General features: G+C 70.8%; 24 protein-coding genes, 1 tRNA gene and 2 pseudogenes. 14 read left to right on the top strand and 13 right to left on the bottom strand.

Annotated features, from left to right (window positions below; all coding sequences use genetic code 11):
* Nucleotides 1-185 (bottom strand): annotated as a pseudogene (locus AB0G59_RS13980) (hypothetical protein); the annotation flags it as partial.
* A gap of 249 nt (nt 186-434) precedes the next feature.
* Here AB0G59_RS13980 and AB0G59_RS13975 point away from each other — a divergent pair.
* On the top strand, nt 435-1,160 hold the full coding sequence (locus AB0G59_RS13975) for a helix-turn-helix domain-containing protein (RefSeq protein ID WP_360911248.1): 726 nt from the start codon (nt 435-437) through the stop codon (nt 1,158-1,160).
* A 27-nt stretch (nt 1,161-1,187) separates the two neighbouring features.
* On the opposite strand, the gene AB0G59_RS13970 is transcribed toward AB0G59_RS13975, so the two are convergent.
* Nucleotides 1,188-2,198, bottom strand: coding sequence for a YafY family protein (locus AB0G59_RS13970; protein WP_360911246.1), 1,011 nt, complete (start codon nt 2,196-2,198; stop codon nt 1,188-1,190).
* Between the two features lie 93 nt (nt 2,199-2,291).
* Here AB0G59_RS13970 and AB0G59_RS13965 point away from each other — a divergent pair, with 93 nt between their 5' ends.
* Complete coding sequence (locus AB0G59_RS13965; RefSeq protein ID WP_360911244.1) at nt 2,292-2,690, top strand: VOC family protein; 399 nt, start codon at nt 2,292-2,294, stop codon at nt 2,688-2,690.
* Between the two features lie 109 nt (nt 2,691-2,799).
* Here the strand turns inward: AB0G59_RS13965 and AB0G59_RS13960 are convergent, their stop codons facing one another.
* The 3 genes from AB0G59_RS13960 to AB0G59_RS13950 all read right to left on the bottom strand — a co-directional run bounded on the left by AB0G59_RS13960 (nt 2,800) and on the right by AB0G59_RS13950 (nt 4,524).
* Nucleotides 2,800-3,393: a hypothetical protein gene (locus AB0G59_RS13960; protein ID WP_360911242.1), complete on the bottom strand. Its 594-nt coding sequence runs from the start codon at nt 3,391-3,393 to the stop codon at nt 2,800-2,802.
* Nucleotides 3,390-3,671, bottom strand: coding sequence for a hypothetical protein (locus AB0G59_RS13955; protein WP_360911240.1), 282 nt, complete (start codon nt 3,669-3,671; stop codon nt 3,390-3,392). The genes AB0G59_RS13960 and AB0G59_RS13955 overlap by 4 nt, the downstream gene beginning before the upstream one ends.
* A gap of 61 nt (nt 3,672-3,732) precedes the next feature.
* Nucleotides 3,733-4,524: a GntR family transcriptional regulator gene (locus tag AB0G59_RS13950; RefSeq protein ID WP_360911238.1), complete on the bottom strand. Its 792-nt coding sequence runs from the start codon at nt 4,522-4,524 to the stop codon at nt 3,733-3,735.
* A gap of 275 nt (nt 4,525-4,799) precedes the next feature.
* On the opposite strand from AB0G59_RS13950, the gene AB0G59_RS13945 reads away from it, so the two are divergent.
* Nucleotides 4,800-5,705, top strand: coding sequence for a hypothetical protein (locus AB0G59_RS13945; RefSeq protein WP_360911236.1), 906 nt, complete (start codon nt 4,800-4,802; stop codon nt 5,703-5,705).
* Nucleotides 5,706-5,820: 115 nt separating this feature from the next.
* Here AB0G59_RS13945 and AB0G59_RS13940 read toward each other — a convergent pair whose 3' ends face one another.
* On the bottom strand, nt 5,821-6,099 hold the full coding sequence (locus tag AB0G59_RS13940) for a hypothetical protein (RefSeq protein ID WP_360911234.1): 279 nt from the start codon (nt 6,097-6,099) through the stop codon (nt 5,821-5,823).
* A gap of 141 nt (nt 6,100-6,240) precedes the next feature.
* Here AB0G59_RS13940 and AB0G59_RS13935 point away from each other — a divergent pair, with 141 nt between their 5' ends.
* Together AB0G59_RS13935 and AB0G59_RS13930 are read left to right on the top strand one after the other, a co-directional pair.
* Nucleotides 6,241-7,086: a helix-turn-helix transcriptional regulator gene (locus AB0G59_RS13935; RefSeq protein ID WP_360911232.1), complete on the top strand. Its 846-nt coding sequence runs from the start codon at nt 6,241-6,243 to the stop codon at nt 7,084-7,086.
* A complete protein-coding gene (locus AB0G59_RS13930; protein WP_360911230.1) occupies nt 7,062-7,298 on the top strand; it encodes a DUF397 domain-containing protein in 237 nt (78 codons plus the stop codon). The genes AB0G59_RS13935 and AB0G59_RS13930 overlap by 25 nt, the downstream gene beginning before the upstream one ends.
* Here the strand turns inward: AB0G59_RS13930 and AB0G59_RS13925 are convergent.
* On the bottom strand, nt 7,249-7,791 hold the full coding sequence (locus AB0G59_RS13925; RefSeq protein WP_360911228.1) for a UTRA domain-containing protein: 543 nt from the start codon (nt 7,789-7,791) through the stop codon (nt 7,249-7,251). The genes AB0G59_RS13930 and AB0G59_RS13925 overlap by 50 nt on opposite strands.
* 97 nt (nt 7,792-7,888) lie before the next feature.
* Here AB0G59_RS13925 and AB0G59_RS13920 point away from each other — a divergent pair, with 97 nt between their 5' ends.
* Entirely contained in the window at nt 7,889-8,662 is a 774-nt protein-coding gene (locus AB0G59_RS13920) for a MerR family transcriptional regulator (RefSeq protein WP_360911226.1), read from the top strand.
* Between the two features lie 127 nt (nt 8,663-8,789).
* Here AB0G59_RS13920 and AB0G59_RS13915 read toward each other — a convergent pair whose 3' ends face one another.
* Nucleotides 8,790-9,560 carry an NAD(P)H-binding protein gene (locus tag AB0G59_RS13915; protein WP_360911224.1) on the bottom strand — a complete coding sequence of 257 codons (771 nt, stop codon included), beginning with the start codon at nt 9,558-9,560 and terminating at the stop codon, nt 8,790-8,792.
* 96 nt (nt 9,561-9,656) lie between these two features.
* On the opposite strand from AB0G59_RS13915, the gene AB0G59_RS13910 reads away from it, so the two are divergent.
* Nucleotides 9,657-10,541: a sigma-70 family RNA polymerase sigma factor gene (locus AB0G59_RS13910; RefSeq protein ID WP_360911222.1), complete on the top strand. Its 885-nt coding sequence runs from the start codon at nt 9,657-9,659 to the stop codon at nt 10,539-10,541.
* A gap of 75 nt (nt 10,542-10,616) precedes the next feature.
* Here the strand turns inward: AB0G59_RS13910 and AB0G59_RS13905 are convergent.
* Nucleotides 10,617-10,706, bottom strand: a tRNA-Ser gene (locus AB0G59_RS13905).
* A gap of 124 nt (nt 10,707-10,830) precedes the next feature.
* On the bottom strand, nt 10,831-12,687 hold the full coding sequence (locus AB0G59_RS13900; RefSeq protein ID WP_360911220.1) for a trypsin-like peptidase domain-containing protein: 1,857 nt from the start codon (nt 12,685-12,687) through the stop codon (nt 10,831-10,833).
* A gap of 217 nt (nt 12,688-12,904) precedes the next feature.
* Between AB0G59_RS13900 and AB0G59_RS13895 the strand changes: the two genes are divergently transcribed.
* From AB0G59_RS13895 to AB0G59_RS13885, 3 genes and pseudogenes are all read left to right on the top strand, one after another.
* Nucleotides 12,905-13,843: a glycerophosphodiester phosphodiesterase gene (locus AB0G59_RS13895; RefSeq protein WP_360911259.1), complete on the top strand. Its 939-nt coding sequence runs from the start codon at nt 12,905-12,907 to the stop codon at nt 13,841-13,843.
* Nucleotides 13,844-13,896: 53 nt separating this feature from the next.
* Nucleotides 13,897-14,499, top strand: a pseudogene (locus AB0G59_RS13890) (ATP-binding protein).
* 354 nt (nt 14,500-14,853) lie between these two features.
* Nucleotides 14,854-15,822 (top strand): DUF5926 family protein, encoded by a 969-nt coding sequence (locus AB0G59_RS13885; protein WP_360911218.1) that lies wholly within the window; start codon nt 14,854-14,856, stop codon nt 15,820-15,822.
* A 545-nt stretch (nt 15,823-16,367) separates the two neighbouring features.
* On the opposite strand, the gene AB0G59_RS13880 is transcribed toward AB0G59_RS13885, so the two are convergent.
* Both AB0G59_RS13880 and AB0G59_RS13875 read right to left on the bottom strand, forming a co-directional pair.
* Entirely contained in the window at nt 16,368-17,009 is a 642-nt protein-coding gene (locus tag AB0G59_RS13880; RefSeq protein ID WP_360911216.1) for a hypothetical protein, read from the bottom strand.
* Between the two features lie 348 nt (nt 17,010-17,357).
* On the bottom strand, nt 17,358-18,098 hold the full coding sequence (locus AB0G59_RS13875; protein WP_360911214.1) for a bifunctional DNA primase/polymerase: 741 nt from the start codon (nt 18,096-18,098) through the stop codon (nt 17,358-17,360).
* Nucleotides 18,099-18,897: 799 nt separating this feature from the next.
* Here AB0G59_RS13875 and AB0G59_RS13870 point away from each other — a divergent pair.
* The 4 genes from AB0G59_RS13870 to AB0G59_RS13855 all read left to right on the top strand — a co-directional run bounded on the left by AB0G59_RS13870 (nt 18,898) and on the right by AB0G59_RS13855 (nt 25,224).
* Nucleotides 18,898-20,382 (top strand): PP2C family protein-serine/threonine phosphatase, encoded by a 1,485-nt coding sequence (locus tag AB0G59_RS13870; RefSeq protein WP_360911212.1) that lies wholly within the window; start codon nt 18,898-18,900, stop codon nt 20,380-20,382.
* A gap of 148 nt (nt 20,383-20,530) precedes the next feature.
* Nucleotides 20,531-21,991 (top strand): aminopeptidase P family protein, encoded by a 1,461-nt coding sequence (locus tag AB0G59_RS13865; protein WP_360911210.1) that lies wholly within the window; start codon nt 20,531-20,533, stop codon nt 21,989-21,991.
* A 135-nt stretch (nt 21,992-22,126) separates the two neighbouring features.
* On the top strand, nt 22,127-22,378 hold the full coding sequence (locus tag AB0G59_RS13860) for an SCO4226 family nickel-binding protein (protein ID WP_360911208.1): 252 nt from the start codon (nt 22,127-22,129) through the stop codon (nt 22,376-22,378).
* A gap of 512 nt (nt 22,379-22,890) precedes the next feature.
* Complete coding sequence (locus tag AB0G59_RS13855) at nt 22,891-25,224, top strand: hypothetical protein (RefSeq protein ID WP_360911206.1); 2,334 nt, start codon at nt 22,891-22,893, stop codon at nt 25,222-25,224.
* An 11-nt stretch (nt 25,225-25,235) separates the two neighbouring features.
* On the opposite strand, the gene AB0G59_RS13850 is transcribed toward AB0G59_RS13855, so the two are convergent.
* Nucleotides 25,236-25,718, bottom strand: a complete 483-nt coding sequence (locus tag AB0G59_RS13850) for an ATP-binding protein (RefSeq protein WP_071966052.1) — start codon at nt 25,716-25,718, stop codon at nt 25,236-25,238.
* Nucleotides 25,719-25,801 lie beyond the last annotated feature (83 nt).

Raw genomic sequence — 25,801 nt, 5'->3', positions numbered from 1 at the left:
CGCAGGACACCGTCGGCGTACGCGACCTCGATCTGCTCCGCCGCCTTCACGTCACGGCTCTTGGAGGCGTCGGCGGGCAGGACCTCGACCGTGGCATCGGCACGGTCGGCGGCGATGAACCGGATGAGACCCGCGGGGATGTCGAGGACGGCGGAGATCGGGGCGGTGGTGGCGAACTTCTGCATGATGCTTTCCTCTGCTTCGGTGCGGTGCGGCGTTTCCGACAGGCGAAAAGCTACGTTGCCTTCACAAAACCAGCAACACCCTCGTTGCATAGAATCACCATCACTGCAGGTCAGAGCCGTATAATCATTGCAACGATCTTGGCGGGTAATGCAACGACAGTCACCCGCTCGTTGCAATGAATTGAAGGTGAACGCTATGCTGGCGGCACCAAAGGGGCTACGTACGGACTACGCACGGAGGAGACGGCGATGCCGGGAGGCAGACTCACCCAGCAGGAACGCCAGCAGATCGCGCTGGGACTGACCGACGGCCTCGCCTACGCGGAGATCGCCAGGCGCCTCGACCGCCCGACCTCGACGGTCACGCGCGAGGTGATGCGCAACGGCGGCCCCACCGCCTACCGCGCCGAGCTGGCCCACCGCGCCACCGAACGCCGCGCCCAGCGGCGCAAGCAGGCCGCGCCCCGGGGGACGGAGGCGCCGGCGCAGCCCCACGGACGCGACGCCGAGGCCGTGCGCGAGTACGAGGAGACGTTCACCACCGTCCTCATGGGCTCGGGCATGCCCGCGATGTGTTCCCGGGTGATGGCCTGCCTCACCCTCACCGACACCGGCAGCCTCACCGCATCCGAACTCGCCCAGCGCCTCCAGGTCAGCCCGGCGTCCATCTCCAAGGCCATCACGTTCCTCGAGAGCCAGGCCTTCGTCCGCCGGGAACGCGACGAAGGCCGCCGCGAGCGCTACATCGTCGACGACGACGTCTGGTACCAGTCGATGGTGGCCGCCGCCCGGTCCATCGCCCAGGTCGTCGAGATCGCACGGCAGGGCGTCGGAGTCCTCGGCTCCGACACCCCGGCCGCCAACCGCCTCGAGGGCATCGCCCGCTTCCTCGACTTCGTCTCCGAGAGCACCTCCCGCGCCGCGGAGCAGGCCCGCGAAATCCTCCACACGAAACCCGAGACGACCTCCGAGTAGGCGGGTCCGCGACCTAGGTGTGCCATCTCATGACATTGGTTCCTCGCGGTCAGGCTCGGCGGAGTAGGACGTGAGGCGACCGGCGAGCGCGATGACGAGGTCGCGGAGTTCATCGGGGCGCTCGATGACGAACGGCCGGTCGAGTGCGGCGAGTACCGGGGGCAACCAGTCGAGCCGCTCCGCCCGCAGCTCGACGCGCAGCCAGCGCTCGGTCGCGCGGTCCTTGCCGGCCGCGGACTCGTGCTCCTCCAGGCTCGCGACGCTGGCCGGAAGGTGGGCGCGGATCTGATCAACGGTCCCGTGGATCCGCAAGGTCACCTCATGCCGGTACTCGGCCGTGGCGAACCCTGACAACACGCGCTGTGCCGGACCGGGACCCATGGGCGCTTCGAATGAGCCGGGCAGGGTCCGCGCGTCTGCGATGCGATCGAGCCGGAAGGTTCGGTCCTCGCCGATCTGGGCGTCCTTGCCCGTGACGTACCACCGGCCCGCATGGGCGACGATTCCGTACGCGTGCAGCGTGCGTTCGCTGCGCCGTCCGTCACGGTCGGTGTAGCGGATCGAGACCGGTCGGTGGTGGCGCACCGCATCGGCGATGGTGAGCAGGACCCCAGCGTCCGGGGTGTCGAATTCGCCGGGCTGATCCGTGAAGGCGAGAGCTTCCAGGAGTGTGTCGAGCCGACGGGCGATGTGCTTGGGCAGCACCCGCCGGATCTTCGCCGACGCCGTCTCGCTTGCCGTGCGCTCCGTCGTCGTCAACCCTGCTCGGCGGCCCGCGACCAGGCCGAGCACCACGGCCAGCGCCTCGTCGTCGCTGAGCATGAGCGGAGGCAGGCGGCACCCGGGAGCCAGCCGGTACCCGCCGTAGCGGCCGCGCACCGATTCCACGGGCACGTCGAGGTCGATCAGTTGGTCCACATACCGGCGCACGGTGCGCCCTTCGACGCCGAGCCGGTCGGCGAGTTCGGCCACAGTCCGGGTGCCGCCCGACTGCAGCAGCTCCAGGAGTGTCAGCACGCGGCCGGTTGGTCGAGGCATATTGGCAGCCTAACGCGAATACAGGACCGATTCTGTCCACTATTTCTCCTAGCCTGCGACGAGCACGCCTCCGGCACAGCCAAGGAGATTCCCATGGACTTCGTCTCGATCCGCATCATCACCAGCGACGTCGCACGCCTCGTCGACTTCTACGAGCGAGCCACAGGGGCGCGGGCGACGTGGGCCACCGAGGACTTCGCCGAACTCAAGACCGCGGGCGCCACCCTCGCGATCGCCGGCACCCGCACCGTCCCGCTGTTCGCCCCGGACTCTGCCCGCCCGGCGGACAATCACAGCGTGATCACCGAGTTCCTCGTCGAGGATGTGGACCGCGTTCGCCAGAACCTGACCGGCTTCGTCACCGACTTCGTCAACGAGCCCACCACGATGCCCTGGGGCAACCGGTCGCTGCTGTTCCGCGACCCCGACGGCAACCTCGTCAACTTCTTCACCCCCGTCACCCCGGCGGCCATCGAAAAGTTCGCACGCTGACGCCACGCACAGCCGCTCACGCGGGAGCCCTGAGATCCCAGGGCTCCCGGTGAACGCGGCCGCCGAGTCCAGGAGCGCCACCAGTCGCCAAGGTCCCGAGACACCACACCTAGGCGCCGGTGTTGACGGGCCGCTTGTAGTACCGCCAGGGGAACCATCCCGCGCCGACCGGAATCCAGCCTTCCGATTGCATCCGTCGGTGTCGCGCGGCGGAGGGGAGCGTAATCCGGCAGTGTTCCCAGGGGTGGCCGGAGGCCTCCACCTCGTGGAAGAGGGGGCCGTAGCCGACCATGTGCCAGCCGTCGCGGCCGGCCTCCTCCAGCGCGGCCATCTCGTTGAACGCGGACAACCCGCTGAGCTTGCGGCGCTTGGGGGCGTTCGGCCCCTCGGCGGGCGTCGCCGACGGGCCCGCGCCCGCGCCCTTGCCCGCGAAGCGCTGCTGGGCGGCCTGACGGCTCACCCCCAGGACGCGGCCCACCGTCTCCCAGCTGTGGCCGGCGGCCCTGGCGCCCTGGACGGACTCGCGCAGCAGCCGGCTCGCCTCCTCGGCGCCGACGCGCGAGGCGTCCACCAGGCGCAGGTACCCGTGGGCGTCGTGTTCGAGCGAGTCGGCCAGCCCCTCGGGGGCGCCGAGGACGGCCGCGGCGATCCCTTCCCGGATCCGGTCCATCTCCACCGGGTGGAGCAGCGGTTCGTCACTCATCGGCGCACTCCGGCAAGGGGCTCGAGGGCGTCGAGGATCGCCTCGTCGCGGCGCGCCTGCTCGGCGTCGCGGGCCGCCGCTCGGGCGGCCAGGCCGGCCGTGCAGGCGATGAGCGCGAGGCCCACGACGATCAGGGCGACGGTGGCGAAGGTGCCGAGCCCGTCGCCGAACAGCACCGTCGCGGCCGGCAGACTCACGCCGAGCGGCAGCGCGGCGGCCATGGATGCGGTGGTGGGAAAGAGGTCCCGGTGCCGGACCTTCGAACTCAAGATCAACATGCGTCAAGGAAACCTTGACGTGGCGATCTTGTCAAGAATTCCTTGACGTCCGCGTCAGGTGCTAGGCCTGCGTGAACTCGTACTGCAACTCATAGAGATGACCGGACTCGACGGTGTCGTGGACCTCGACAGGCCGGTCGCCGTCGCTGTAGACGACGCGGAAGGTCCGCAGAACCGGCACGCCGTGCGGCAGCTTCAGGAGGGCCTGCTGCTCCTGGGTGGGGATCCGGGCGGACACGCAGTCCACGCACCGGAGCGGCGGATAACCCAGCTCGGCCATGAGGGTCGAGGTGCCGCCGCGGACCCTGCGGCGCTCCATCATCGCGGTGCCGCGGACGATCTCCAGCGGAAAGTAGGCCTTGACCAGCCCCGCCGGCTCGTCGTCGAACGTCAGGACCTGGGACCGCAGCAGGAGAGGGCTGCCCACGCCCAGCCCGAGCGCCCGGACCACATGGGCCGGTGGCTCGGCCACGACCTCGACCTCCAGCACCACACAGTCGGCGCGCACCCCGCGCTTGCGCGCCTCGGTGACCCAACGGAACGGCTGCCCCGGATCGGCCGGGGCCAGGCTCCGCGAGGGCCGCATGGTCCGCTGCCGGTGCGCGAGGACGACGGCGTCCGACGCCGCCGCATCCGCCGTCGCGGCGCACGCGGCGACCAGCCGTTCCTCGCGCAGCAGGTCCAGCGCCCGTTCCACGGTCACGCGCGACGCGCCGAACCGCTGCTGAAGCTCCGCCGCCGGCAGCACGGCACCCGGGGGAACGACCCCGGACAGGATCTCGTCCCGCAAGTCCGCAGCGACGCGCTCGTGCGGGGAACGCCGGTCGGTGATCTGCTCGCTCGTCGTCGACATGCCCCCAGTTATGCGGGAGCCGGGCGGGAGGCCGCCAGAGCGCGGTTCCGGACAGATACGGGCCGACAACGCCCAGACAAGGTCGACAAGTTACGTCGAAGTGCACAGTCCCGGACGTCAGTTGACGACCGTGCACGAACGCGGAATCGCACCGCCGTCTGTGCGATACGGTCCCCGCAACTGGTGGCTTCGTGCCGTAACGAGGCGACCCCCGGAGGTGCTCCAACACCGACCGAGGGTCTTCACCACGAGGAGAAAGCACCCACTCACTCGCAATGCTCAAGCATGCTATCGCCCCTGCGCGATTCTTCTCCCAGGTACCGAACGAAATCATCCGCCACCCACGCCTGTCGGCAGAGGCGGTACGCCTGTTGACCTGGCAACTGTCGCTGCCGGACGACGTCAACCAACCTCTGTCCGAGACGGCGAAGAGGGCGGGCATCAGGAAGACCGCCTTCGGCCGCGCCAAGGCGGAGCTGATCGCCGAGGGGTACGTGCACGAATGGCGCCGCCAGGGCCCTGCCGGGCGGTGGAAGACGACCCAACTGGTCAGCAACGTCCCGCTGTCGGCCGAGGAGGCCGCAGAGGTGCGTGACCGAGGCAGCCGACCGACGGTCGAAGGACCGACTGCCGAAGAACCGGCCGTCGGTGAGCCGGAGGGTCGGTCCGTCGGCCGTCACCCAGAAAACACTGAAGAGAACACATCCAACCCTCCCTCCCAGCCCTCCACCGTGCCGCCACCTCTGGTCGAACGCGCCGGACTGATCGTCGCCTCCGTCTCCCACAGGGACAGGCGCCTCCGTCTGACAGGCCGGGACGTCATCCAACTCGCCCCACTGGCAGGCGAATGGCTGCTGCGAGGCGCGACGGTCCAGGAAATTCGCGAGGCCCTCACCGATGGCCTCCCCGACCGCGTCCACTCCCCCGCAGCCCTGATCCACAACCGCCTCACCCGCAAAATGCCGGACCTCCCGCCCTTCGCCACGTCCACCCCCGCCGCACAGCCTCTGCGCTCGTGCGACGGTGGTTGCGACCGCGTGTTCCGCCCGTTGGGGGACGAGACGAGGTGCCGGGACTGCCGCCAGGAGGCGGCTGAGGGGCGGCGGTCGGTCACCAGAGGCGGCGACGGCACGGCCGTAAGGCCGATTCGACCGGCGTCGGTACCGGCATCGGCATTCTGAGCAGCCGATATGACGAATAGCGCTCAACACCGCAGCGCTTGCAGGTGTCTTTGTCGACGGTGCTCGTCCACCCCGAGGTGCGCGCAGGCGGCGACGAGCCGCCCGACCGCGCGCTTCACGAGTGCGACTCGCGCTGATGAAGCCCCATGCGGTCCGTGGCCCCGGCCATGGCGACCCTGTCGCCCCGCGCTTCGGCTGCCCGCCGGTCGGCCCGGATCGCGTCGCACTCGGTGCACCGGCTCGCGCTGGTGGCCGCCCGGTGCTCCTCGCGGGTCGCCAGCCGCAACGCCGACGGCGGCACACCCCATTCCGGGCCACCCTCAAGGGCCCGCACCTGCACGTGCTGCCCCACCTCGCCCATGACCTGCGCGAACGCCCCACTGCGCGTATCCACTACGTACGCACCTTCCCGGTACGTCATCACGTCGTGCCCTCCGTACGGACTGCTCGGTTGCCGTTCCGAGCATCGACCCGTAGCGCTACGCTCACCAGGGGTAACGGTTTGAGAAGCGCCCGATCCCAAATGGGAGCAACAGTGCCCGCGCCCAAGGAACTTGACCCATCCACGTCACTCGCCGCGCTCTACGGAATGAAGGTCCGCAAGCTGCGCCTCCGCGCCGGCTGGACGCAGCGCGAACTGGGCGAGAAGGTGCACGTGACGCACAGCCGGATCGCGAAGATCGAGACGGGTGTCGAGTCGCTCCCGAGGCAGCTTTCCGACGCGTTGGACGAGGTCCTCGGAGCGGACGGCGACTTGTCCGAGCTGTGGGAGCACCTCGGCTACACACCGCCCTACCCGAATTGGTCCCGGCGGTTCTTCGAGTACGAGTCCAAGGCAACGAGGATGCACAAGTACTCGCAGATCGTCCCCGGTCTGGCGCAGACGGAGGAATACGTGCGGGCGATGTTCCGCGCCGGTGAGATCTACGTCGTCGGTGACATGGAGTCGATGGTCGCAACCCGCCTCGGCCGACAGGCCATTCTTGACGCTCCATCTCCTCCGTGGCTGTGGATCGTCCTGGACGAGGCCGCGATCCTCCGGATCATCGGCAATCGGAAGGTCATGCGAGAGCAGCTGGCACACCTGCTGGCCCTGGCCGAACGGCCGCGCATTCACGTGCAGGTCCTGCCGTTCGACAACACGGACCCAGCCGCAGTTCCCGGATCGCTCACGCTCCTGACTCTCCCCAAGGGGGGCGAGGTGGTGTACACGGAGGGCATCCGAGCAGGCGATCTCATCGACGATCCGGAGGAGGTCGCAAAGTACGCGGCTGTCTACGATCGCGTGCAGGCAAACGCCCTGTCGCCATCGGCCTCGGCGGACTTGATTCGCAAGGTAATGGAGGAGCACTACCCATGCGCACCATCCGACCCGACCTGAGCCCTGCAACGTGGCGCAAGAGCAGCTACAGCGGCGTGGAAGGCGGCGACTGCGTAGAAGTTGCCGACAACATACCCGGCACGGTCCCCGTCCGGGACTCCAAGTACCCCCAAGGCCCTGCCCTGCTGATCCCCACCAGCGCCTGGGCCGCGTTCGTCACCGTCATCCGATCTTCAGCTCGTACTGCAGCCGCTGTCGCTGCGCAGGCATAGTCATCACGTCCACCTGCACGGGCCGTCCGTCGCCGTCCAGCGTGACGCGGGTGAGGCACAGCACGGGTTCGCCGTCCCCCATGGCGAGCGTCTCGCGCTCGCCCGCGTCGGGCATGCGGGCCCGGACCTCTTCACGGACGCGCTCACCGGCATGCCCGAGCCGCGCCAGCAGTGTCACGGCACCACCGGGGATCTTGGCCTTCCCCGCGAGGGGAGTGCCACGCGCGATGTCCAACGGGTAGTAGGTGTCCGTCAACTCCACCGGCAGGTCGTCCAGGTAGATGACCCGCCGCCGGACGACGACCTCTTCCCCGGCCGGGGAACACAACAGCTCGCCGACCTCGAAGGGCGGCACGACCTCCCCGGCATGAACGATCCGCTGGGTCCCCCGGCGCCCCTGGGCCGCGGTCACGTCGCTCCACGCGTCACGCCGGCCATCCGTACGCGGCGCCAGATAGGGCACCGACGAGCTGATCCACTCACTGCTGCTCACAGCATCCTCCTTCGGCTTGCGGTTGCCGCCGCGTCAACTTCTACCGTCTTCCTTGTGGCCGGAAAGACCGGCCCGGCGAGGGAAAGCGGGGCGGGCGATGGCCTGGTCGATCGCGGAGGTGGCGCGGATGTCCGGGGTGACCGCCCGGACGCTGCGGCATTACGACGAGGTCGGGCTGCTGCCGCCCGCGTGGATCGGGAGCAACGGGCACCGCTACTACGAGGAGGCAGATCTGCTGCGGCTGCAGCAGATCCTGCTGATGCGAGAGCTGGACCTGGGACTGCGGGAGATCAGGGGGGTCCTGGACAGCCAGGTCGACCAGGTGTCCGTGCTCCGCGAACACCACCGACGGCTGCTGGCGGAGCGGAACCGGCTGGAGACGCTCGCCCGCACCGTCGGCCGCACCATCGCCGAACTGGAGGAAGGCAAGGACGACAACACCATGACGAAGATCAACCGGCCGGAGAACCTGTTCGAGGGCTTCGAGCCCTCCCGCGCCGACGCCGACGCCGAAGCCGAGGTGCGCGAGCGCTGGCCGCAGGCGTGGGAGGAGGCCCAGCAGGCCCGCGAGACGATGACCGCCGAGGACACGGAGGAGTGGCAGCGGGAGGTGACGGCACAGATGATCCGCTTCGCGGAGTTCATGGTGGCCGGCACGCCGGTCGCCGACCCTGCCGTACAGGCCGAGGTGGACGACCACTACCAGGGCATCTGCCGGTTCTGGACGCCGAACGCGGACGCGTACAAGGGACTGGGCCAGACCTACGTGGACGACCCGCGGTTCCGCGCGAACTTCGACAAGATCGCCGACGGGCTGGCCGTCTACCAGCGCGATGCGATGGCCGCCTACGCCGACGCCCGGCTGAGCTGACCGCCGGCTGACGGACGGCTGACCGACGGCTGAGCGACGGCTGATCGCCGGATCGCACTGCCGGATCGCACTGCCGGATCGCACTGCCGGGGGGCTGCAGACCCCCGGCGGCACTCGACCCGGGCCGTCAGCCCACCCGCTCCGCCAGGAAGTCCTCCCAGGTCCGCCGGCCCACGGCGGCCCCCTCGAGGGTCAGGTTCTCACCGGCACGGTATGCGCGGCCGGCGGCCCCCGGCATCCGGACCGGCATCATCAACCGGCTCTTGCCGCACGCCCGCAGGTAGCCGCGGCTCAGCTCGGCCATCCCGTACACCGTAGGCCCGGCCAGATCAGGCACCAGACCGGCGGGCTGACCGAGAGTCAGCTCCACCAGCCGCTCGGCGACCTCGCGCGCATCGACCGGCTGGAAGCGGAGCCCGCCCGGGACAGGAATCACCGGCAACTTCGCCATCTTCCCCACCACGGTCAGGACCAGGTCGTGGAACTGCGCGGCACGCAGCGTCGTCCACGGCAGCCCGGACTCCGCCACGGCACGCTCCGCGCCGAGCTTGGACCGGAAGTAGCCCAGCGGGACCTTGTCCGCCCCGATGACCGAGATGTACACCAGGTGCCGCACCCCGGCGCGCGACGCCGCCCGCACCAGATTGCGGGTCGCCTCGTCGTCGCCCTTGGGGCCGCCGGCCAGGTGCAGTACGGTCCCGGCCCCGTCCACCGCGCGCTCGACGCCCTCGTTCCTGATCAGATCACCGGTCACGTACTCGATGCCGTCCCCGGACTCGCGGCCGCGCCGGCTGAGCACCCGCACGTCGTGGCCGGCGTCCCGCAGGAGCGGTACGACGAGGCTCCCGAGGGTGCCCGTACCGCCGGTGACCAGAAGGGGGGAAGTCGTCACGGCCATCTCCGATCCGTCCGTCCGGGAGTGATCTCCCGGCTGCAACCATTGCTTTTCGTGGGTCTACTGCCATGACCCCCCGCGACGAAGGAATGTGACACGGTGGACGAGAGTGCAGAGCTGATATTCCGTTTCGAGGAGCACCGGACGCGTCTGAGAGCCGTGGCCTACCGCATGCTCGGCTCGCTGAGCGAGGCCGACGACGCGGTCCAGGAGACCTGGCTGCGCTTCAACCGCACCGATACCAGCGACGTGGAGAACCTCGCCGGGTGGCTGACCACGGTGGCGGGACGCGTGTGCCTGAACATGCTGCGCTCGCGCGAGAGCCGCCGCGAGGAACCCCTCGAGCTGCGCATGCCCGACCCCGTCATCAGCCACGAAGGCGGGATCGACCCGGAGCAGGAGGCGTTGCTGGCCGACTCGGTCGGCCTGGCGCTGCTGGTGGTGCTGGACTCGCTGTCGCCGGCCGAGCGCCTCGCGTTCGTCCTGCACGACATGTTCGCCGTGCCCTTCGACGCGATCGCCCCGCTCATCGAACGCACCCCGGCCACCACGCGGCAACTCGCCAGCCGCGCCCGCCGCCGCGTACAGGGCCAGGCGCCGGTCCCCGACCCCGACCTGACCCGCCAACGCGTCGCCGTCGACGCGTTCTTCGCCGCCGCCCGTGACGGCGACTTCGACGCGCTCGTCTCCGTACTCGACCCCGACGTCGTCCTGCGCTCCGACGGCGGCGTCGGTCACTCCCTCAGCGTCGTGCTCCACAGCGCCCGGACCGTGGCCTCCCAGGCGGTCACCTTCGGCAAGCTGTCCCCGTTCGCCCGACCGGCGCTCATCAACGGAACCGCCGGCGCCGCGGTCGTCGACACCCACGGAATGCGGATCTCCGTCATGGCCTTCAGCGTTGTGGACGGAAAGATCGTCGCCATCGACGTCCTCTCCGACCCCGACCGGCTGCGCGCACTCGACCTGTCGGCCCTCGACCGCTGACGCCCCGAGGGGGACGTACGCGAAAGGGGCGCCCCGAAATCGGGGCGCCCCTTCTCGCCTGCGTCACAGCAGGACTGGCGGAGGCTGAGGGATTTGAACCCTCGGTGACATCGCTGCCACGACGGTTTTCAAGACCGTTCCCTTAGGCCGCTCGGGCAAGCCTCCCCGCATCGCAACAGCCGTTGCGGCGCGGGGACAGCCTACCGGGTACGCCGCCGCGGGACCGAGCCCCGGGCGGGGATACGGACTTCGGACCGCGCGGGGCGGTCCGGCCGGGCGGGGCAGCGGGTCAGCTGTCGCCCTTGCGCTCGCCCAGGACGATGTCCACGGTGTTCTGCTTGCCGTCGCGGGTGTACGTCAGGCTGACCTTGTCGCCCGGCTTGTGGGTCCAGATCTCGCTGATCAGGGTGGGGCCGCTGTCGATCTGGGTGTCGCCCAGCTTGGTGATGACGTCGCCCGGCTTGAGGCCGGCCTTGTCGGCGGGGCCGCCCGGGGTGACGGCGGGGGTGTTGTTGGCGCCGCTGGGGGCGATCTTGGCGCCGTTGCCACCCTCCTTCATGTTCACCGTGGCCGAGATGACCGGGTAGATCGGCGTGCGGTTCTTGATCAGCTGCTCGGCGACGTTCTTCGCCTGGTTGATCGGGATCGCGAAGCCGAGGCCGATGCTGCCCGACTGGCCGCTGCCGCCGCCGAAGCCGCCGCCACCGCCGCCCGCGGACTGGATGGCGGAGTTGACGCCGATGACGGCGCCCTGGGCGTTGAGCAGCGGGCCGCCGGAGTTGCCCGGGTTGATCGAGGCGTCCGTCTGGAGGGCGCTCATGTACGAGGCCTGGCCGCTGCCGCCGCCGTCGCTGGAGGCCACCGGGCGCTTCTTGGCGCTGACGATGCCGGTCGTGACGGTGCCGGACAGGCCGAAGGGCGCGCCGATCGCCACGGTCGCGTCGCCCACCGCCGCCTTGTCGGAGTCACCGAGCGGGAGGGGGTTGAGCTTGACGCCGGAAGGGTTCTTCAGCTTGATGACCGCGACGTCGTAACCCTGGGCGCGGCCGACCACCTCGGCGTCGTACTGCTTGCCGTCGGAGAACGTCACCGAGAGCTTGCCGCTCTCGGCGGCCGAGGCGACGACGTGGTTGTTGGTGAGGATGTGGCCCTGCCGGTCGTAGACGAAGCCGGTGCCGGTGCCGCCCTCGCCGCTGCCGCTCTGCGCCTCGATGGTGACGACGCTCGGCAGTGCCTTGCTCGCGATGTCCGCGACCGAACCGGGGGAACGGCTCTCCGTCTTCGGGTCGCCGGACGACGAGACCGTGGTGGAAGTGTCGCTTCCGTTTCTATCGGCCGCCCAGTAGCCGATGCCGCCGCCGACTCCGCCCGCGAGCAGCGCCGCGGCGAGCACGGCGGCCACGAGGCCGCCTCCGCGCTTGCGCGGCGGCGGGGTGGGGGCGCCCCACATCGGGACCGGGCCACCGGGACCGCCCGCCGAGCCGTCGGGGGCAACGCCGTAGGGCGGGGGCGCGTCCGCGCCGCCGTACCAGCCACCGGACGCCGGAGCTCCGGCACCGGGGGCCCCGGCCGCCGCGAACGCCGCGTGCGGCATCTGCGCCGGAGCCGGGTACTGACCGGTCGGGGCCGTCTGCCCCTGCCCGTCCACCGGAACCGCCGGAGCCGAGGCCGGGTACTGACCGGTCTGCGCCGTCTGCGCCGGGCCGTCCGCGGGGGCCGCCGGAGTCGAAGCCGGGTACTGCGGCGTCTGCGCCTGGCCGTCCGCGGGGGCCGCGGACGGGTACTGCGCGGTCTGCGCCGACTCGCCGGCCGCACCCGTCGCCGGGAGCTGCGCGGTCTGCGCCGTCTGCGCGCTCGGCTGCTGCGTCGCCTCCTGCCCGTGCGCGGGCGGTACGGGCGGGAGCTGCGCGGTCCGGTCCTCGGCCTTCGTCAGCGCCACCGCATCGGTCGCGCCGGCCGCGTCGGCCATGGCCGGCGGGTCCGCGGGTACGGGCGGGGCCGCCGGAACCGAATGCTCCGGCTCGGCGTGCGTGGGCGCGGGCGCGGGCACCTGCGTGGACTCGGGCGACGCCCCCTCCGATGCCGGAGACGCCGTGCGCGGCCCCGCCGCGGACGGAACGGCGGCGCCCTCGTTCTCGGTGCTCACAGTTGTCTCCTCAATCAGGTACACGTCAGTTGTCGCGACTTCCGGCCACACTCGCATGTGTCTCGCACCAGCTTTTCCCATGACGCGTCAGACCACCGTAAGCGGAGCCTGTGACCTCGGCCGCCAGTCCTTACTACAGGACAAATCACACTCCCTGCGCGATCCCGCCGGCCGGTGGCACCATAACGCGGTGACCTACGCACACCCGGCCGGGGACATGCGTCCCGAGCGCCACCCCCTCGACGTCGTCGCCCACCGCGGAGCCTCCGAGGACGCTCCGGAACACACGCTGGCCGCGTACCGCAAGGCGATCGAGGACGGCGCGGACGCGCTGGAGTGCGATGTGCGGCTGACCGCCGACGGGCATCTCGTCTGCGTCCACGACCGCCGGATCAACCGCACGTCCAACGGCCGCGGCGCCGTCTCCACCCTCGAGCTGGCCGACCTCGCGGCCCTCGACTTCGGGTCCTGGAAGGGGCAGGCCGGCGACGCGGAGGCCCCCGACCGGGCCCTGGACCGGGACCCCGGCGGGTACTTCGACCCGGACACCGGCCGCAGGAGCGGCCGTGGAGTCCGCTTCCCGTCCGGACGTGCGCGCTCCGGGCCGGCCCCCGGCGCCGGGAACGGACCCGGCCCCGACCCCGATCCCGACCGCACCTCCGTCCTCACCCTCGAACGGCTCCTCGAACTCGTCGCCGACTCCGGCCGCCGCGTCGAGCTGGCCATCGAGACCAAGCACCCCACCCGCTGGGCGGGCCAGGTCGAGGACAGGCTGCTGACCCTGCTCGGCCGCTTCGGGCTCGCCGACCCGCCGCCCGGCGAACCCTCGCCCGTACGGGTGATGAGCTTCTCGGCCCGCTCCCTGCACCGGGTGCGGGCGGCGGCGCCCGCGTTGCCGACCGTCTATCTGATGCAGTTCCTCTCCCCCCGCTACCGCGACGGGCGACTGCCCGTGGGCGTCGGCATCGCCGGGCCGAGCATCCGGATCGTCCGGAACAACCCCGACTACGTGGCCCGTCTCCACCGCGCCGGCAACCAGGTGCACGTCTGGACCGTGAACGAGCCCGAGGACGTCGAATTGTGCGCCCGCCTCGGCGTGGACGCGATCATCACAAACCGCCCCAAGGCGGTGCTTACCCAGCTCGGCCGACGGTAGCGGCCATTACATGGAGTGCACCGGCGCGTTCGGTGCGTATTCGAGCGTCGTGAGTGCCCCACCGCGTCGAGGTTGGCCGGTTTCCGGTCCAGTCCATTGGGGCATCCATCCCCTGACGTGGGGCAAAGGAGGTCTCGGGGGTGGCGTTGGTGGTGGCACAGGAGGTGCCCACGTCGTCGATCATGGCCGTACCCCATGGTCCAGCCGGTGTGGGTGAAGCGAGACACCGGATGCGCAAGGACTTGCGCACCAGCGGGGTACCGGAATCGGTCATCGACGACGCGGTACTGATCCTTTCGGAGCTGCTCAGCAACGCGTACCGACACGGTCGCCCGCTGAGCCGGGAGAACGGCACAAGAGGCCGCGAGGGGCACGGCGGCATCCTCGCCGCCTGGCGGGTCGACGGACGCGGCAGCCTCACCGTCGAGGTCACCGACGGCGGCGGACCCACCCGGCCCTTTCCGGCCACTCCATCGGTCACCGCGCGCGGCGGCCGCGGACTGAACATCATCAGCGCGCTCTCCCAGGACTGGGGCGTCCGGGACTCCCTCGGCGAGGTGACCGTATGGGCGGCGCTCTCCGTACGCGCCGGCTTCGCCACGCGCATGGACCCCGACCCCGTCCTGTCCTTCTCCGACCTCGACGAGCTGGCGTGATGACGCGCGTAGATTGCCCACCGCGCTCCAGCACCCCCTGCCACACCGCATAACAGGCGGCACGCAGAGAAACGGTCACGGGCCCGGACCGGCCGGCCGCAGGCCGTCGGGCCCCGCGCCCGCACCCCTCACCCGAGCCGGCCACCGCCACCACCACCCAGGCGTACGCACCGTCGCCTGCCGTCCGCGTGCCCTCGGCGCCCCTTCCCGCGCGTGCCCGGCTGTGCCGACACACCGGGCGCTAGGCTCGCGCCGTCAACGCAGCAATGCCGTTCGGCACACGAGCACCCCCACGGGTTCACCCCGGGGTACCGGGCACCGGGCCGGACGCAACGATCGGGAGACACGCACACCATGGCCAAGAAGCGCCGCCCCCAGACCAAGGCCGCCACGCCGCAGGCCGGCGACGCGCCGATCCCTGTCGTCGGCGCCCGCGAGCCCTGCCCCTGCGGCTCGGGCAGGCGCTACAAGGCCTGCCACGGGCGCGCCGCCTCGCACGCGGTGGCCGAGCTGGTGCACCGCCCCTTCGAGGGCCTGCCCGGCGAGGCCGACTGGGTCGCCCTGCGCGAGCTGGTGCCCGCCGCGACCGTGGAGCTCAAGCTCAAGGGCGGGCTGCCCGAGGGCGTGCCCTCCGTGACGCTGGCGACCGTGCTGCCGATGGCCTGGCCCGCGCTGCGCCGCGACAGCGGTGCCGTGCTGCTGGGCCTGCAGAACGACACCCCCACCGGCGACCTCAGCCGCGACCTCGCCGACACCCTGCAGCGCGCCCTGGCCGCCGAGCCCGGCACCCCGGTCACCGCGGAGCGCATCGGCGCCGAAGGACCGCGCCTGCAGGACCTGCTGGACCTGGACAGCCCGTTCGAGCCGGTCGTCCACACGGGCTTCGAGTTCTGGATCGAGAACGCCGAGAACGCCACCGGTGAGGTCGCCGCCTCGCTGGAGCGGGCGAACGCCGCCGCCATCCCGACCGTCCGGCTGGCGGGCCTCGATGCCGCGTACTGGTGCGAGACCCCGGACAAGAACCACCTGCGCTGGGTCATGACGCACCCGGAGGAGCAGCTCCTGGACGCGCTCGCGCGGCTGCACGCCACGGGCGGCACGTCGCTCGGCGAGGGCACCCGCCTGGTCGGCTCGTTCCGCGCGCACGGCCTGACCGTGCCGGTGTGGGACCTGCCGAGCGGCATGGGCGCCGAGGACGTGGAGAAGCCCGCCGCGGCCTTCGCCGAGCGGCTCGCCGCCGCGCTCACGGACGACAGCCCGCTGACGGCGGAGGAGCGCCGCGCCCGCGGCGGTCTCACCAGCCGTCAGGTCACCCTGAACTGATCCGTAAATCCATTCGGACAACCGCCAGGAATCAGCCGCGCCGCCACAGCCCGGCGGAATGCATGATTCCGGCGGTCGTCGCCGGTAAATGCGGGTAAATGGCGGGTCAAACTACGTGACTCCTGTCACAACTCCCGCTCTCAGGCCGGAAATCCGCGTCCGGAAATCCGCGATCGAATTTGCGAACCACGGATCTCTTGTTACGGTTCTAGAAGCCCGGTCGCTGGTGCATCCCCCGTCGCCAGCGACCGGGCGTTTCCATGCCCGGACACAGTGATCGGCCCTCTCGGCCGCACGCGCGGGCCACACGGGCGAAAGCCGCTCCCGGACATCCCCTACGGACGCCCCGCGCAGAGCCCGCCGGGAACCCCCGGGGAAGCCGCGGAACAGCGCACACGACCCCGCAGGAGCTCCGCGAAGGCCCGCACCGCCCGCAGGCGGCCCCGGTCTCCCCAAGCCGCCCCGGACGCCCCGCAGGCGGCTCCTGGGCCCGCGCGCACGACGTCCTGGGCGCCCCCTTCAGGGGCGCCCGCGCGGGCGCGGGGCTAACCCTCCTCCGGCTCCGGTGAGTTGCTGCCGGAGCGGAGCAGCAGCTTCCCCTCGGTCGAGGCGATCTCCGCCACCGCCGCATACGAGCCATGTCCGCGCAGGGTCTTCTCGTGCGGCGTCTCGCACATGTCCGGATCGTCGGTTGCGGCCATCCGGCACTGCACCTGCACGGTCCGCCCGGCGGGGGCCATGAGCGTCAGGACGCCCGTCAGCGGCGCGCCCGTGGCGTTGCGGTAGTACGTACGGGCCCAGGTCTCCCGCGACTGCTCCAGGACGCACGTCTGGGCCTCCACGCCTTCGGGGGAGGCCAGTTCGGGGCCGCACCGGGCCGAGCCGCGGTCCGGGTCGTCCGGGCCGGCCCCGTAGGGACCGTAGGGGTCGTGGGGGTCATGAGAGCCGCCGAGGCCCAGGAGGTCACCGGGGCCGGTGTGGTCGCCGTCCGGGCCGAGCGGAGCGCCCGCGCTTCCCGTGCCGCGGAATCCGGCCGGCCGCAGCAGATCCCCGGCCGTGCTCCGGCCCTTTCCCGTATCCGCCTTCTGCCGTGGCTTTTCCCGTCCGCTCAGACTCACCGGGCCCGCCGTGGCGACCGCCAGCGGCAGCACGACGGCGACAGCCACCGCGCCGGCCAGCGCGATCATCCGGAAATTCGTCGCACGTCGCGAAGACGCGACGGGCACACGGGACGCACGCACCATGGGACCACCTGCAATTCGCCGCGGAAGCTGACTCGCTCGATCGCGGGGACGGACCGGAATTGATCGCGGGGACGGATTCGGACGCACGCCCGCCGGGCCGGCGGCGCCCTATGTCCCGGCGCCCGCCACAGCCACTGGTCCCGAACATAGGGGCACGACCGCGTTCTTCAGGACCTCGCACGGCCGTTTCCTGCAGTTCTTTCGGCGGCTTACACCCTTACGAGTGAGAGCGCGTGCGTCTCCCGTCCGTACGCGCTCCCACCACACCCGTCGCCGCGGCGGTCCGGCGCGTCAGTACGTCAACCGGCTGCTGCCGCCGCCGGGCGCGCCCGTGCTCCGTACGCTCTGCTCCACCAGGACGTCGACGACCGAGGCCACGTCCGGCAGCCAGGGCCGGGCCAGGCCGTCCACACGGCGGCCGGACGCCGCCCTTCCACCGCGGCCGGACGCGGCGCCCGCCGGCCTCGGCGCCCGCTCCCAGCGCACCCGCCCGGCGCCCGTGGGCGAGGGCGGCAGCACCGCGTAGCCGCCCTCGCCGTGGAAGCGCAGCGAGCCGGGCACCCAGTCCTGGTTGTTCAGCAGTTCGCCGAGGACCTCGAGCGAATAGGGGGCCACCAGCAGGGACCAGCGGGTGGGGGTGGCCACCACCGGGCCGAGCCGTACGCCCGCACGGTCGAAGGCGGCCAGCGCCCGGGCCCCGGCGACCGCCGGCAGGCTCACGGCGCAGGGCGCCCGGCCACCGGTGGCGAGCACGACGGGCGCCTCGGGCCGATTGGTCCACCACCAGCGGACCATCCGGGCATCGGTGGTCGCGGCCAGCAGCCCCGGGTCGAAGGGGTGGGCGCCGGGGACCACGCAATCGGGGTCGGGGCAGCCGCATTCGCGTACGCGGCCGATGCCGGGCCGCAGCCCCACACCGGGGAGTACGGGCCACTGCCACTCCGTGGCGTAGGTCAGGGCCGCGGTGAGCACCGCGGACCGGCCGGCCCGCCGGAGGGAGAGCTTGCGTCGCCTTCCGAGGATCTCGCGCATGAGCGCTCGTTCCTTTCCGTGAACGCCGAAGGTGGGTCCCTGCCTTCGGGCAGGGACCGTCTTGCACATACATGAACACGTTGGCAGGAACTGCATGGACCGCATGGACTGCGGGAACTGCATGGACTGCACGGACTACGCATAGCCCCTGGGAGTGCGGGGACTACATGGCACTACGGGCACTGCTCGGCGCGGTACTCAACGCGCCGTCGCCCCTCGGACCGGCACACCAGGTGGATCACGAGTCGCTGCGCGTACGACGCAGCGCATCACGCCACGGGCCGAGCGTGAAACCTGGCGGGGGGTGGCGCGCGCATGGCGCTTCGTGCTGAGCCGGTGCGCCCCTCGCCTGCGGCATGGGTTGCCCCACGCCGCTCGGGGATGGGCGTGGCCGTCGACCGATAAGACGCTCGGGCCCGCCGCCGGGTTGCGGGGCGGCCCCAACTGCCGCTGCCCTTCTCCGAGTACGTACCCACCGTGGTGGATGTGACGCGTTGTTGGAGCGACGCCAGTCGACAGCAAAACGCGGCCCACGGCACTTCTTTCCGGCCAAACTTCCAGGCGGTATGGAACCTCACCAGACACCACCAATCCCACTGGTCCAATGCTGGACATTCCCTTGCCCGGGCGTGTACATGTGGAGCACTGATAGCGCGCAACACGACAGGGGGTTTGCGATGCTATTGCGCAGAAAGCCCAGGCCAAGGAGCTGGTCAGGCGGTTGCGGCGGAGCGCCGCGGGCCGGGTCCCCGACGCGCCCGGACGGCGGCCGCCCCCGGCCCGGCCGGAACCGACGGCCATGAACGCCCCCCACCTGCCGAAAGTGGCCGGAATCAGCCCACCGGTCCCCGCCCCCGCGCACACTTCCGCCCCCGCAGTTCCCGCTCCCCCCTCCCCGGCAGCGCCGTCAGCCCCGTCCGACCCACCCGGCCCCTCGGCCCCCTCGCCGGGCGCCCTGGTGCAGGACCGCCTCGCGGGCTGGGTCTCCGACCTCACCACGCTCCAGGAACTGACCGAGCGGCTCGCCCGGACCGCACGGCTCGACGACGCCCTGCGCGAGGTGCTGCGGGCCGGCGCCTCGCTCGTGGGCGCCGGGCGCGGCCTCGTCACCCTGCGGCCCGCCGACGGCCCCGACGGCGGCCCCGGGCAGCCCGTCACCGTCGGCCTCGGCCTCGGCCCCGCCGACCTCGGCCACATCGAGACGATCCCGCACGAGGGCGACGCCGCGGCCCACAGCCCGTACGTCCGGCTGCTCGACGACCTCCCGCCCGCCGGCGACCGCTCCGGCACGGCGCACCCCGACATCCCCGGCGAGCACGGCCTCGACCCCCGCCACCGCGGGGTCGCGGCCCGCCTGGGCTACGCCGCCAGCTATGCCGTCCCGCTGGAGTCGCCGGCCTGCCCGGCCACGGACCACGGCGATCCGCCCGCCGCCGGGCGGATCGGCGCGGCCGTCTGGCTGTACGACGAGCCCGCCGAGCCCACCGAGCGCCAGCGCCATCTGGCCGGCCTGTACTGCGGTTACGCCACCGAGCACCTCGCCCGCCTGCTGGAGCTGACCCACGCCCGCGAGACCCTCGCCACCCTGCGCGAGGAGCTGCTGCCCAGCCGGCTGCCGCGCGTTCCCGGCGTCCGCCTCGCCGTCCGGCACCGCGTCGGGCCGCAGGGCGGCGGCGACTGGTACGACGCCCTCGCGCTCCCCGAGGGGGCGCTCGGCCTCGCCATCGGCGGAATCACTGGTTCCGGGCCCGGTGCGCTCGCCGCGATGGGCCGGCTGCGGGCCTCCTTGCGCGCGTACGCCGTCATGGAGGGCGAGGATCCGGTCGCCGTGCTCTCCGACCTCGAGCTGCTGCTCAGGGTGACCGAGCCCGCCCGCGCCGCGACCGCCCTCTTCGCCTACTGCGAGCCGGCCGAGCGCAAGGTCGTCGTCGCCGGGGCCGGGCACTGCTCACCACTGATCATCGGGGCGGACCGGGTCGCGTACGTGGAGACCTCGCTCTCCGCGCCGCTGGGGATGCTGGCGTGCTGGGAGGCGCCCAGCGTGGAGATCGAACCGGCACCCGGAGAAACGCTCCTCTTCTACAGCGACGGACTGCTGCACCGCAGCGGCGACAGCATGGACCGGGCCTACTCCCGGCTGCACTCGGCCGCGGCGGGCGTGCCCCGGTCGGCCCGGCGCGACCCGGAGGCCATCGCGGACCACGTCCTGCGGACGGTGCTGCCGGACGGCAGCCTTCCGGAGGGTGGCGAGGACGTGATCCTCCTCGTGGCCCACTTCGAATGACCTTCTGAGCGCCGCCGCCCGGCCGGCCCGCCACCTGCGGTCATTCCATATGCCCGCAGGTCCGCCGCTGACTGTTCGGTCACAGCCTTCTCCGGCACTTTCCCCCACACATACGATGGAAAGCGGCCCCGTTCGAGGAGGAAACGCAGTGACCGAGCAGCAGCCCGCACCCGAGAACCCCGAAGGTGACGAGCCCATCAAGCAGCGGAAGAACGGTCTCTACCCGGCCGTCTCCGACGAGCTCGCCGAGAACATGAAGTCCGGCTGGGCCGACACCGAACTGCACGACCTGCGCCCGATAGCCCAGGCCGCCGAGACCGCCCGCCGCCGCGCCGAGCTCTCGGCCCGGTTCCCCGGGGAGCGCCTGGTGATCCCGGCGGGCAACCTGAAGACCCGCTCGAACGACACCGAGTACGCCTTCCGCCCCTCGACGGAGTACGTCTACCTCACCGGCGACCAGACCCAGGACGGCGTCCTGGTGCTCGAGCCCGCCGGTGCCGGCGCCCACGAGGCGACGATCTACCTCCTGCCGCGCTCCGACCGGGAGAACGGCGAGTTCTGGCTGGACGGCCAGGGCGAGCTCTGGGTCGGCCGCCGCCACAGCCTGACCGAGGCCGAGCGGCTGCTGGGCCTGCCCGCCAAGGACGTCCGCGAGCTGGCCGACGCCCTGCGCGAGGCCACCGGCCCGGTCCGGGGCGTGCGCGGCCACGACGCCGGCATCGAGGCGGCCCTGACCGACAAGGTCACCGCCGAGCGCGACGAGGAGCTGCGCGTCTTCATCAGCGAGCAGCGCCTGGTGAAGGACGCCTTCGAGATCGGCGAGCTGCAGAAGGCCGTCGACTCCACCGTCCGCGGCTTCGAGGACGTCGTGAAGATCCTCGACAAGGCCGAGGCCACCAGCGAGCGCTACATCGAAGGAACGTTCTTCCTGCGCGCCCGCGTCGAGGGCAACGACATAGGCTACGGCTCCATCTGCGCCGCCGGCCCGCACGCCACCACCCTGCACTGGGTGCGCAACGACGGCCCGGTCCGCTCCGGCGAGCTGCTGCTGCTCGACGCCGGCGTGGAGACCCACACCCTCTACACCGCCGACGTGACCCGCACGCTGCCGATCAACGGCACGTACACCGAGCTGCAGCGCAAGATCTACGACGCGGTGTACGACGCCCAGGAGGCCGGCATCGCGGCGGTCAAGCCGGGTGCCAAGTACCGCGACTTCCACGACGCCGCGCAGCGGGTCCTCGCCGAGCGGCTCGTGGAGTGGGGCCTGGTCGAGGGCCCGGTCGAGCGCGTCCTGGAGCTCGGTCTGCAGCGCCGCTGGACCCTGCACGGCACCGGCCACATGCTCGGCCTGGACGTCCACGACTGCGCGGTCGCCCGCACGGAGACCTACGTCGCGGGCGTCCTGGAGCCCGGCATGGTCCTGACCGTCGAGCCCGGCCTGTACTTCCAGGCCGACGACACGACCGTGCCGCAGGAGTACCGCGGCATCGGCGTGCGGATCGAGGACGACATCCTGGTCACCGAGGACGGCAACCGGAACCTCTCGGACGGCCTGCCGCGGACGTCCTCGGACGTCGAGGCGTGGATGGCCCGGATGAAGGGCTGATCCCCCCTTCCGCGCACGGACGGCCCCGCGGCCCGCACACGGCGGGCCGCGGGGCCGTGCGCGCGGAACGGCGTCGCGGCGGTCGCGGGCGCATGATGGTCTCAGGGGCATCACCGACGAGGGAGGTGCCGGGCCATGACGAAGTTCATGGACGTCCATCACGGCATGCAGGGCATCACCAAGGACCAGCTGACCAGCGCGCACCGCGCCGACCTGGCGATAGAGCGCGAGGAAGGCGTGCACTTCGAGCGCGCGTGGGCGGACCCGAAGTCGGGGACCGTCTACTGCCTCTCCGAGGCGCCCTCGGCGGATGCGGTCAAGCGCATCCACGAGCGGGCCGGGCACCCGGTCGACGAGGTGCACCAGGTGCCTCTGGAGATCAGCTGATCGACGGCACGGCAGTTCTCGGCGGTGCTCCCCCAGTGGCCGAGTGAGGACGATCGACGGATCGCCCATTCGGGCGCGTCTCAGCGATGCAGGGCCCAGTCGGCGACCAGGGTGACAAGGAGCGAGCCCAAAGCTCCGGCAGCGCCGTACCCGACTCGTCGGCCTACCTGGCGGCAGCGCCGTCGCCACTTCGGCCGACGGGCAGGTGCCGTCTGCTCCAGCACATTCTTCGTTTCGTCTGCGTTGTTGATGGTGTCTCCTCACAGCGATGAACGTGCCTCAGGGAAGAGGCCCGTTCACCGTCGGGCAGGCCCCACGTGTTGCGGAAGATGGCACAGCGCTTCCACCTCTAGCGGCAAAGGGCATCGCCGGCTGCAACAGGCGGGGGAGAGCCGCCTGCGTCGCCATTTTTCACGGCAACACCTGCATGGGCATCGCAGACGGTCATCAGCGGCCATAGTGGGTCGAGCGGGCCGAAGGCGGTACTGCGCTGGGACTTGCGAGGAGCGAGTGTGGTGAAGGACGGCACAGCTGGGGTGCTGGCTCCGCTTGGGGACGGACTGTCCGCCGAAAAACGAGCGCTGGCGGAGAATCTGCGGGAACTGTTCACTGGTCTGGGCATCAGCGTCCGACGTTACGCATCTCAGCGACATCTCGACGCCGGTACGGTCTCCCGTTATCTCAACGGCACGCGTGTGCCGTCATGGGACTTCATCGAAGGCCTCATAGAGGACCGGAACAGGCAGGAGAAGCCGGTCACCGTGGAGGTCGAGCAACTGCTCCAGGAGCTATGGCGAAGGGCGTCGTCCCCTGGTTCTCGCGCCCACACGCTTCAGAAGCTGCAGGATCAGCTGGCGAGGGCCAACCAGGACGTCCGCAGCGCGGAACATCGCCAGACGGTGCTGGCGGATGCCCTACAGGACCGGCAACGCCAATTGACTGGTCTGCAAGAGCGGCTGGACCAACTGGAGCGTGAGCGGGAAGAAGGGCGCCTCGTCTACGAGTCGACCCTGGCCGTATGGCAGGACAAGTACGAGGACCTGCAGGAGCAGCGGGACCAACTTCGACACCAGGTCGGCGAGCTGCGCGAGGCTCTCAGCACCGCAAAGCTGGCGGCACATACGGCAGAGAAACGCTGCGAGGAGCTAGAGGCCGAGCTCGACTCCGTGGAAGAGCAGCTCGACGCGTCAATCACCCGGGACTCTCTGGTGGATGCTCTCGAGTCGGCGGACCGTATGGCTTCGGTGCCACAGCTGATCGAGCTGGTTGGACGCCTGAACACACCGGTCCGGATCCCCATGGCGACTGAGTTAGTGAAGGCCGCTGCCCAGGTACGCCCCGTGACAGAGGCGGCAGCACTCATCGAAGCCCTCTACGCCGCCCGTCAGCACCGACATGCCGAAGCGGCATTACCCGCCATGGTGGCCTTTCGGTCCGTATACGACACGGCGTTGTTAATCGCCGAGTTCGCCCGGGTCGAACTGATTCCCGCCGCGGCCGCAGTGATCCAGACGGCGCTGGAGATCCACCCGCCGAAGGAAATCGCCGTCATCGCCTCGGTCCTTCACCCACATGATCAGGACGACCTCATCACTGCCGTCCTCGGTCCCGCGATAACCTTCAAGCCCCTCAGCTACGTCATGGACATGCTCCGGGAACTGGACTATCTGGGCCTGCTCGGTCTCACCGAGCAAGCCCTTCCCGTCTGTGCCCGCGAGCGCTCCGTATGGGAGCTCGCCGATCTGATCCACGAACTCGAGTCCTGGGGCTTCGGCCACCTTGCCGAGCGGCTCCAGTCCGGTGCTGCGGCGCATCGGTCCGCCAAGGACGTCATCGACCTCGTCGACGCACTGCGCCGCAGTGGTCGGCCGGACAACGCCGATTGCGTACTGTGGCTGAGTACGGAGAACCGGACAACCAGGCACGTGGCCAAGCTGATCACAGCCCTGCACGTCGAGAACCTTCAGAACCTCGCCGCAGCTCTGCTGTCACAGGTCGTCCGCGAATGGCCGGTAGACAGGATCGCGGGGCTGATAGGCGACCTCCACGCGGCTGGCGACTGGCACTTCGCCGTTACCGCTCTCTCCGACGCAGCACACTTCCTGCCGATGGAGAACTTCAGCGCCTTGATCAAGGCGCTGAATGCTGGTTCACAGAGCAGCGCGGATGTCGTTCTCGGCGTTGCCGGGGATGTCAGTCCGCACACTGATGTAGCGGTGCTCATCACCATGCTCGACCAGTGTGGGCTGTCAGCGTACGCGGACAAGCTGTTCTGGAGAAGCATCGACCGCTCGACAGGGCACGCGTCGTTACTCGTTTCGTCCTTGCGTGCATGCGGGTCCCGCCACGTCTCGCACGACGCTTTGCGGAGTTACGCCCGCACACGCAACGTACCCGACATCGCCGCTCTCGGCCTGGCCCTCGACTCTGCGTACATGCGCGATGACATCCACGCCTTTCTCGTCGTCCCCCGGACACCGCAGTTCCTACCCCTGCTCTGCACACTCGACGAACTGCTGGGTGGCCCTGACCTCGCCGAGCGCATTCTCCGTGACGTCGCCCGTCGGTCCTCCGTGGACGAGAACGTCGAGATGGCCCTCGCCCTGGATACCTTGCCGCTGAGAATGGACAGATACCGGGCGGCCTTCGTGGACGTTGCCTGCGGCAAGGGCACCGGCAAACGGTCGGCCTTCCTCAAGAAGCTCGAGGCCCGCAAGAAGGAGCTGCACAAGCAGCTGACCGAGAAGGCCGGAGAGAACGTGCGGATCGACCGCAGAAACCGGCACAGAAAGACCGCCCGCCGATTCATGCGCTTTCCAAGACCGAGCTCACAGCGTGGGGCATGAGCCGGACCGACTCACGACGCCCGGAGCAGCGCCGCCGCGGGCGGGCCGCCCTCTCTCCACTTGAGGATCTTGTCGAAGCTGACCACGGCGCCCTGGCGGCCCGGGCGGTTGCGGACGCGGACGTGGTCGGTGAGGGACTCGATCAAGAAGAGACCCCGGCCGTGTTCGTCATGGACGGGGGCCGGGGTCCTGGGGTGCAGCGTGCGGGCCGGGTAGCGGCGGGCCCGCCGGGGCCGTTCGGCGAATCCGGGTCCGGAATCGGTGACCTCGATGCGACAGGTGTCCCCGTCGATGAGCGCGGTGACGCGGTAGCCGGTGGAGGCGTCACCGCCGTGCTCGACCGCGTTCGCGCACGCCTCGCTGAGCGCGACCGCCAGGTCGTAGGAGGTCTCGGGATCGACGCCGGCCGTCTCCATGGCGCCGATCAGAAGCCGCCGGGCGAGCGGAACGCTCGCGGCCTCGCGCCGCAAGTGGAGTGACCACCAAATGCTCATGCTCAGCCTCCTGGCTGCGGCTCGACATACCGATACGTATAGCCGCCGTAGGCGCCCCGTAAGCCTGCGGGTCGTGTGAGTCC

It is taken from the genome of Streptomyces sp. NPDC021096, assembly GCF_040641275.1.
Classification (GTDB): domain Bacteria; phylum Actinomycetota; class Actinomycetes; order Streptomycetales; family Streptomycetaceae; genus Streptomyces.
Note: the sequence above shows the minus strand (reverse complement) of the source record. Positions and strands in the feature narration are given on the sequence as shown.

Bases quoted from the DNA above. Each gene is read 5' to 3' on its own strand.
- AB0G59_RS13975 (WP_360911248.1), top strand. From the start codon at position 435: ATGCCGGGAGGCAGACTCACCCAGCAGGAACGCCAGCAGATCGCGCTG.
- AB0G59_RS13970 (WP_360911246.1), bottom strand. From the start codon at position 2,198: ATGCCTCGACCAACCGGCCGCGTGCTGACACTCCTGGAGCTGCTGCAG.
- AB0G59_RS13965 (WP_360911244.1), top strand. From the start codon at position 2,292: ATGGACTTCGTCTCGATCCGCATCATCACCAGCGACGTCGCACGCCTC.
- AB0G59_RS13960 (WP_360911242.1), bottom strand. From the start codon at position 3,393: ATGAGTGACGAACCGCTGCTCCACCCGGTGGAGATGGACCGGATCCGG.
- AB0G59_RS13955 (WP_360911240.1), bottom strand. From the start codon at position 3,671: ATGTTGATCTTGAGTTCGAAGGTCCGGCACCGGGACCTCTTTCCCACC.
- AB0G59_RS13950 (WP_360911238.1), bottom strand. From the start codon at position 4,524: ATGTCGACGACGAGCGAGCAGATCACCGACCGGCGTTCCCCGCACGAG.
- AB0G59_RS13945 (WP_360911236.1), top strand. From the start codon at position 4,800: ATGCTCAAGCATGCTATCGCCCCTGCGCGATTCTTCTCCCAGGTACCG.
- AB0G59_RS13930 (WP_360911230.1), top strand. From the start codon at position 7,062: ATGCGCACCATCCGACCCGACCTGAGCCCTGCAACGTGGCGCAAGAGC.
- AB0G59_RS13920 (WP_360911226.1), top strand. From the start codon at position 7,889: ATGGCCTGGTCGATCGCGGAGGTGGCGCGGATGTCCGGGGTGACCGCC.
- AB0G59_RS13915 (WP_360911224.1), bottom strand. From the start codon at position 9,560: ATGGCCGTGACGACTTCCCCCCTTCTGGTCACCGGCGGTACGGGCACC.
- AB0G59_RS13895 (WP_360911259.1), top strand. From the start codon at position 12,905: ATGCGTCCCGAGCGCCACCCCCTCGACGTCGTCGCCCACCGCGGAGCC.
- AB0G59_RS13885 (WP_360911218.1), top strand. From the start codon at position 14,854: ATGGCCAAGAAGCGCCGCCCCCAGACCAAGGCCGCCACGCCGCAGGCC.
- AB0G59_RS13880 (WP_360911216.1), bottom strand. From the start codon at position 17,009: ATGATCGCGCTGGCCGGCGCGGTGGCTGTCGCCGTCGTGCTGCCGCTG.
- AB0G59_RS13875 (WP_360911214.1), bottom strand. From the start codon at position 18,098: ATGCGCGAGATCCTCGGAAGGCGACGCAAGCTCTCCCTCCGGCGGGCC.
- AB0G59_RS13870 (WP_360911212.1), top strand. From the start codon at position 18,898: ATGAACGCCCCCCACCTGCCGAAAGTGGCCGGAATCAGCCCACCGGTC.
- AB0G59_RS13860 (WP_360911208.1), top strand. From the start codon at position 22,127: ATGACGAAGTTCATGGACGTCCATCACGGCATGCAGGGCATCACCAAG.
- AB0G59_RS13850 (WP_071966052.1), bottom strand. From the start codon at position 25,718: ATGAGCATTTGGTGGTCACTCCACTTGCGGCGCGAGGCCGCGAGCGTT.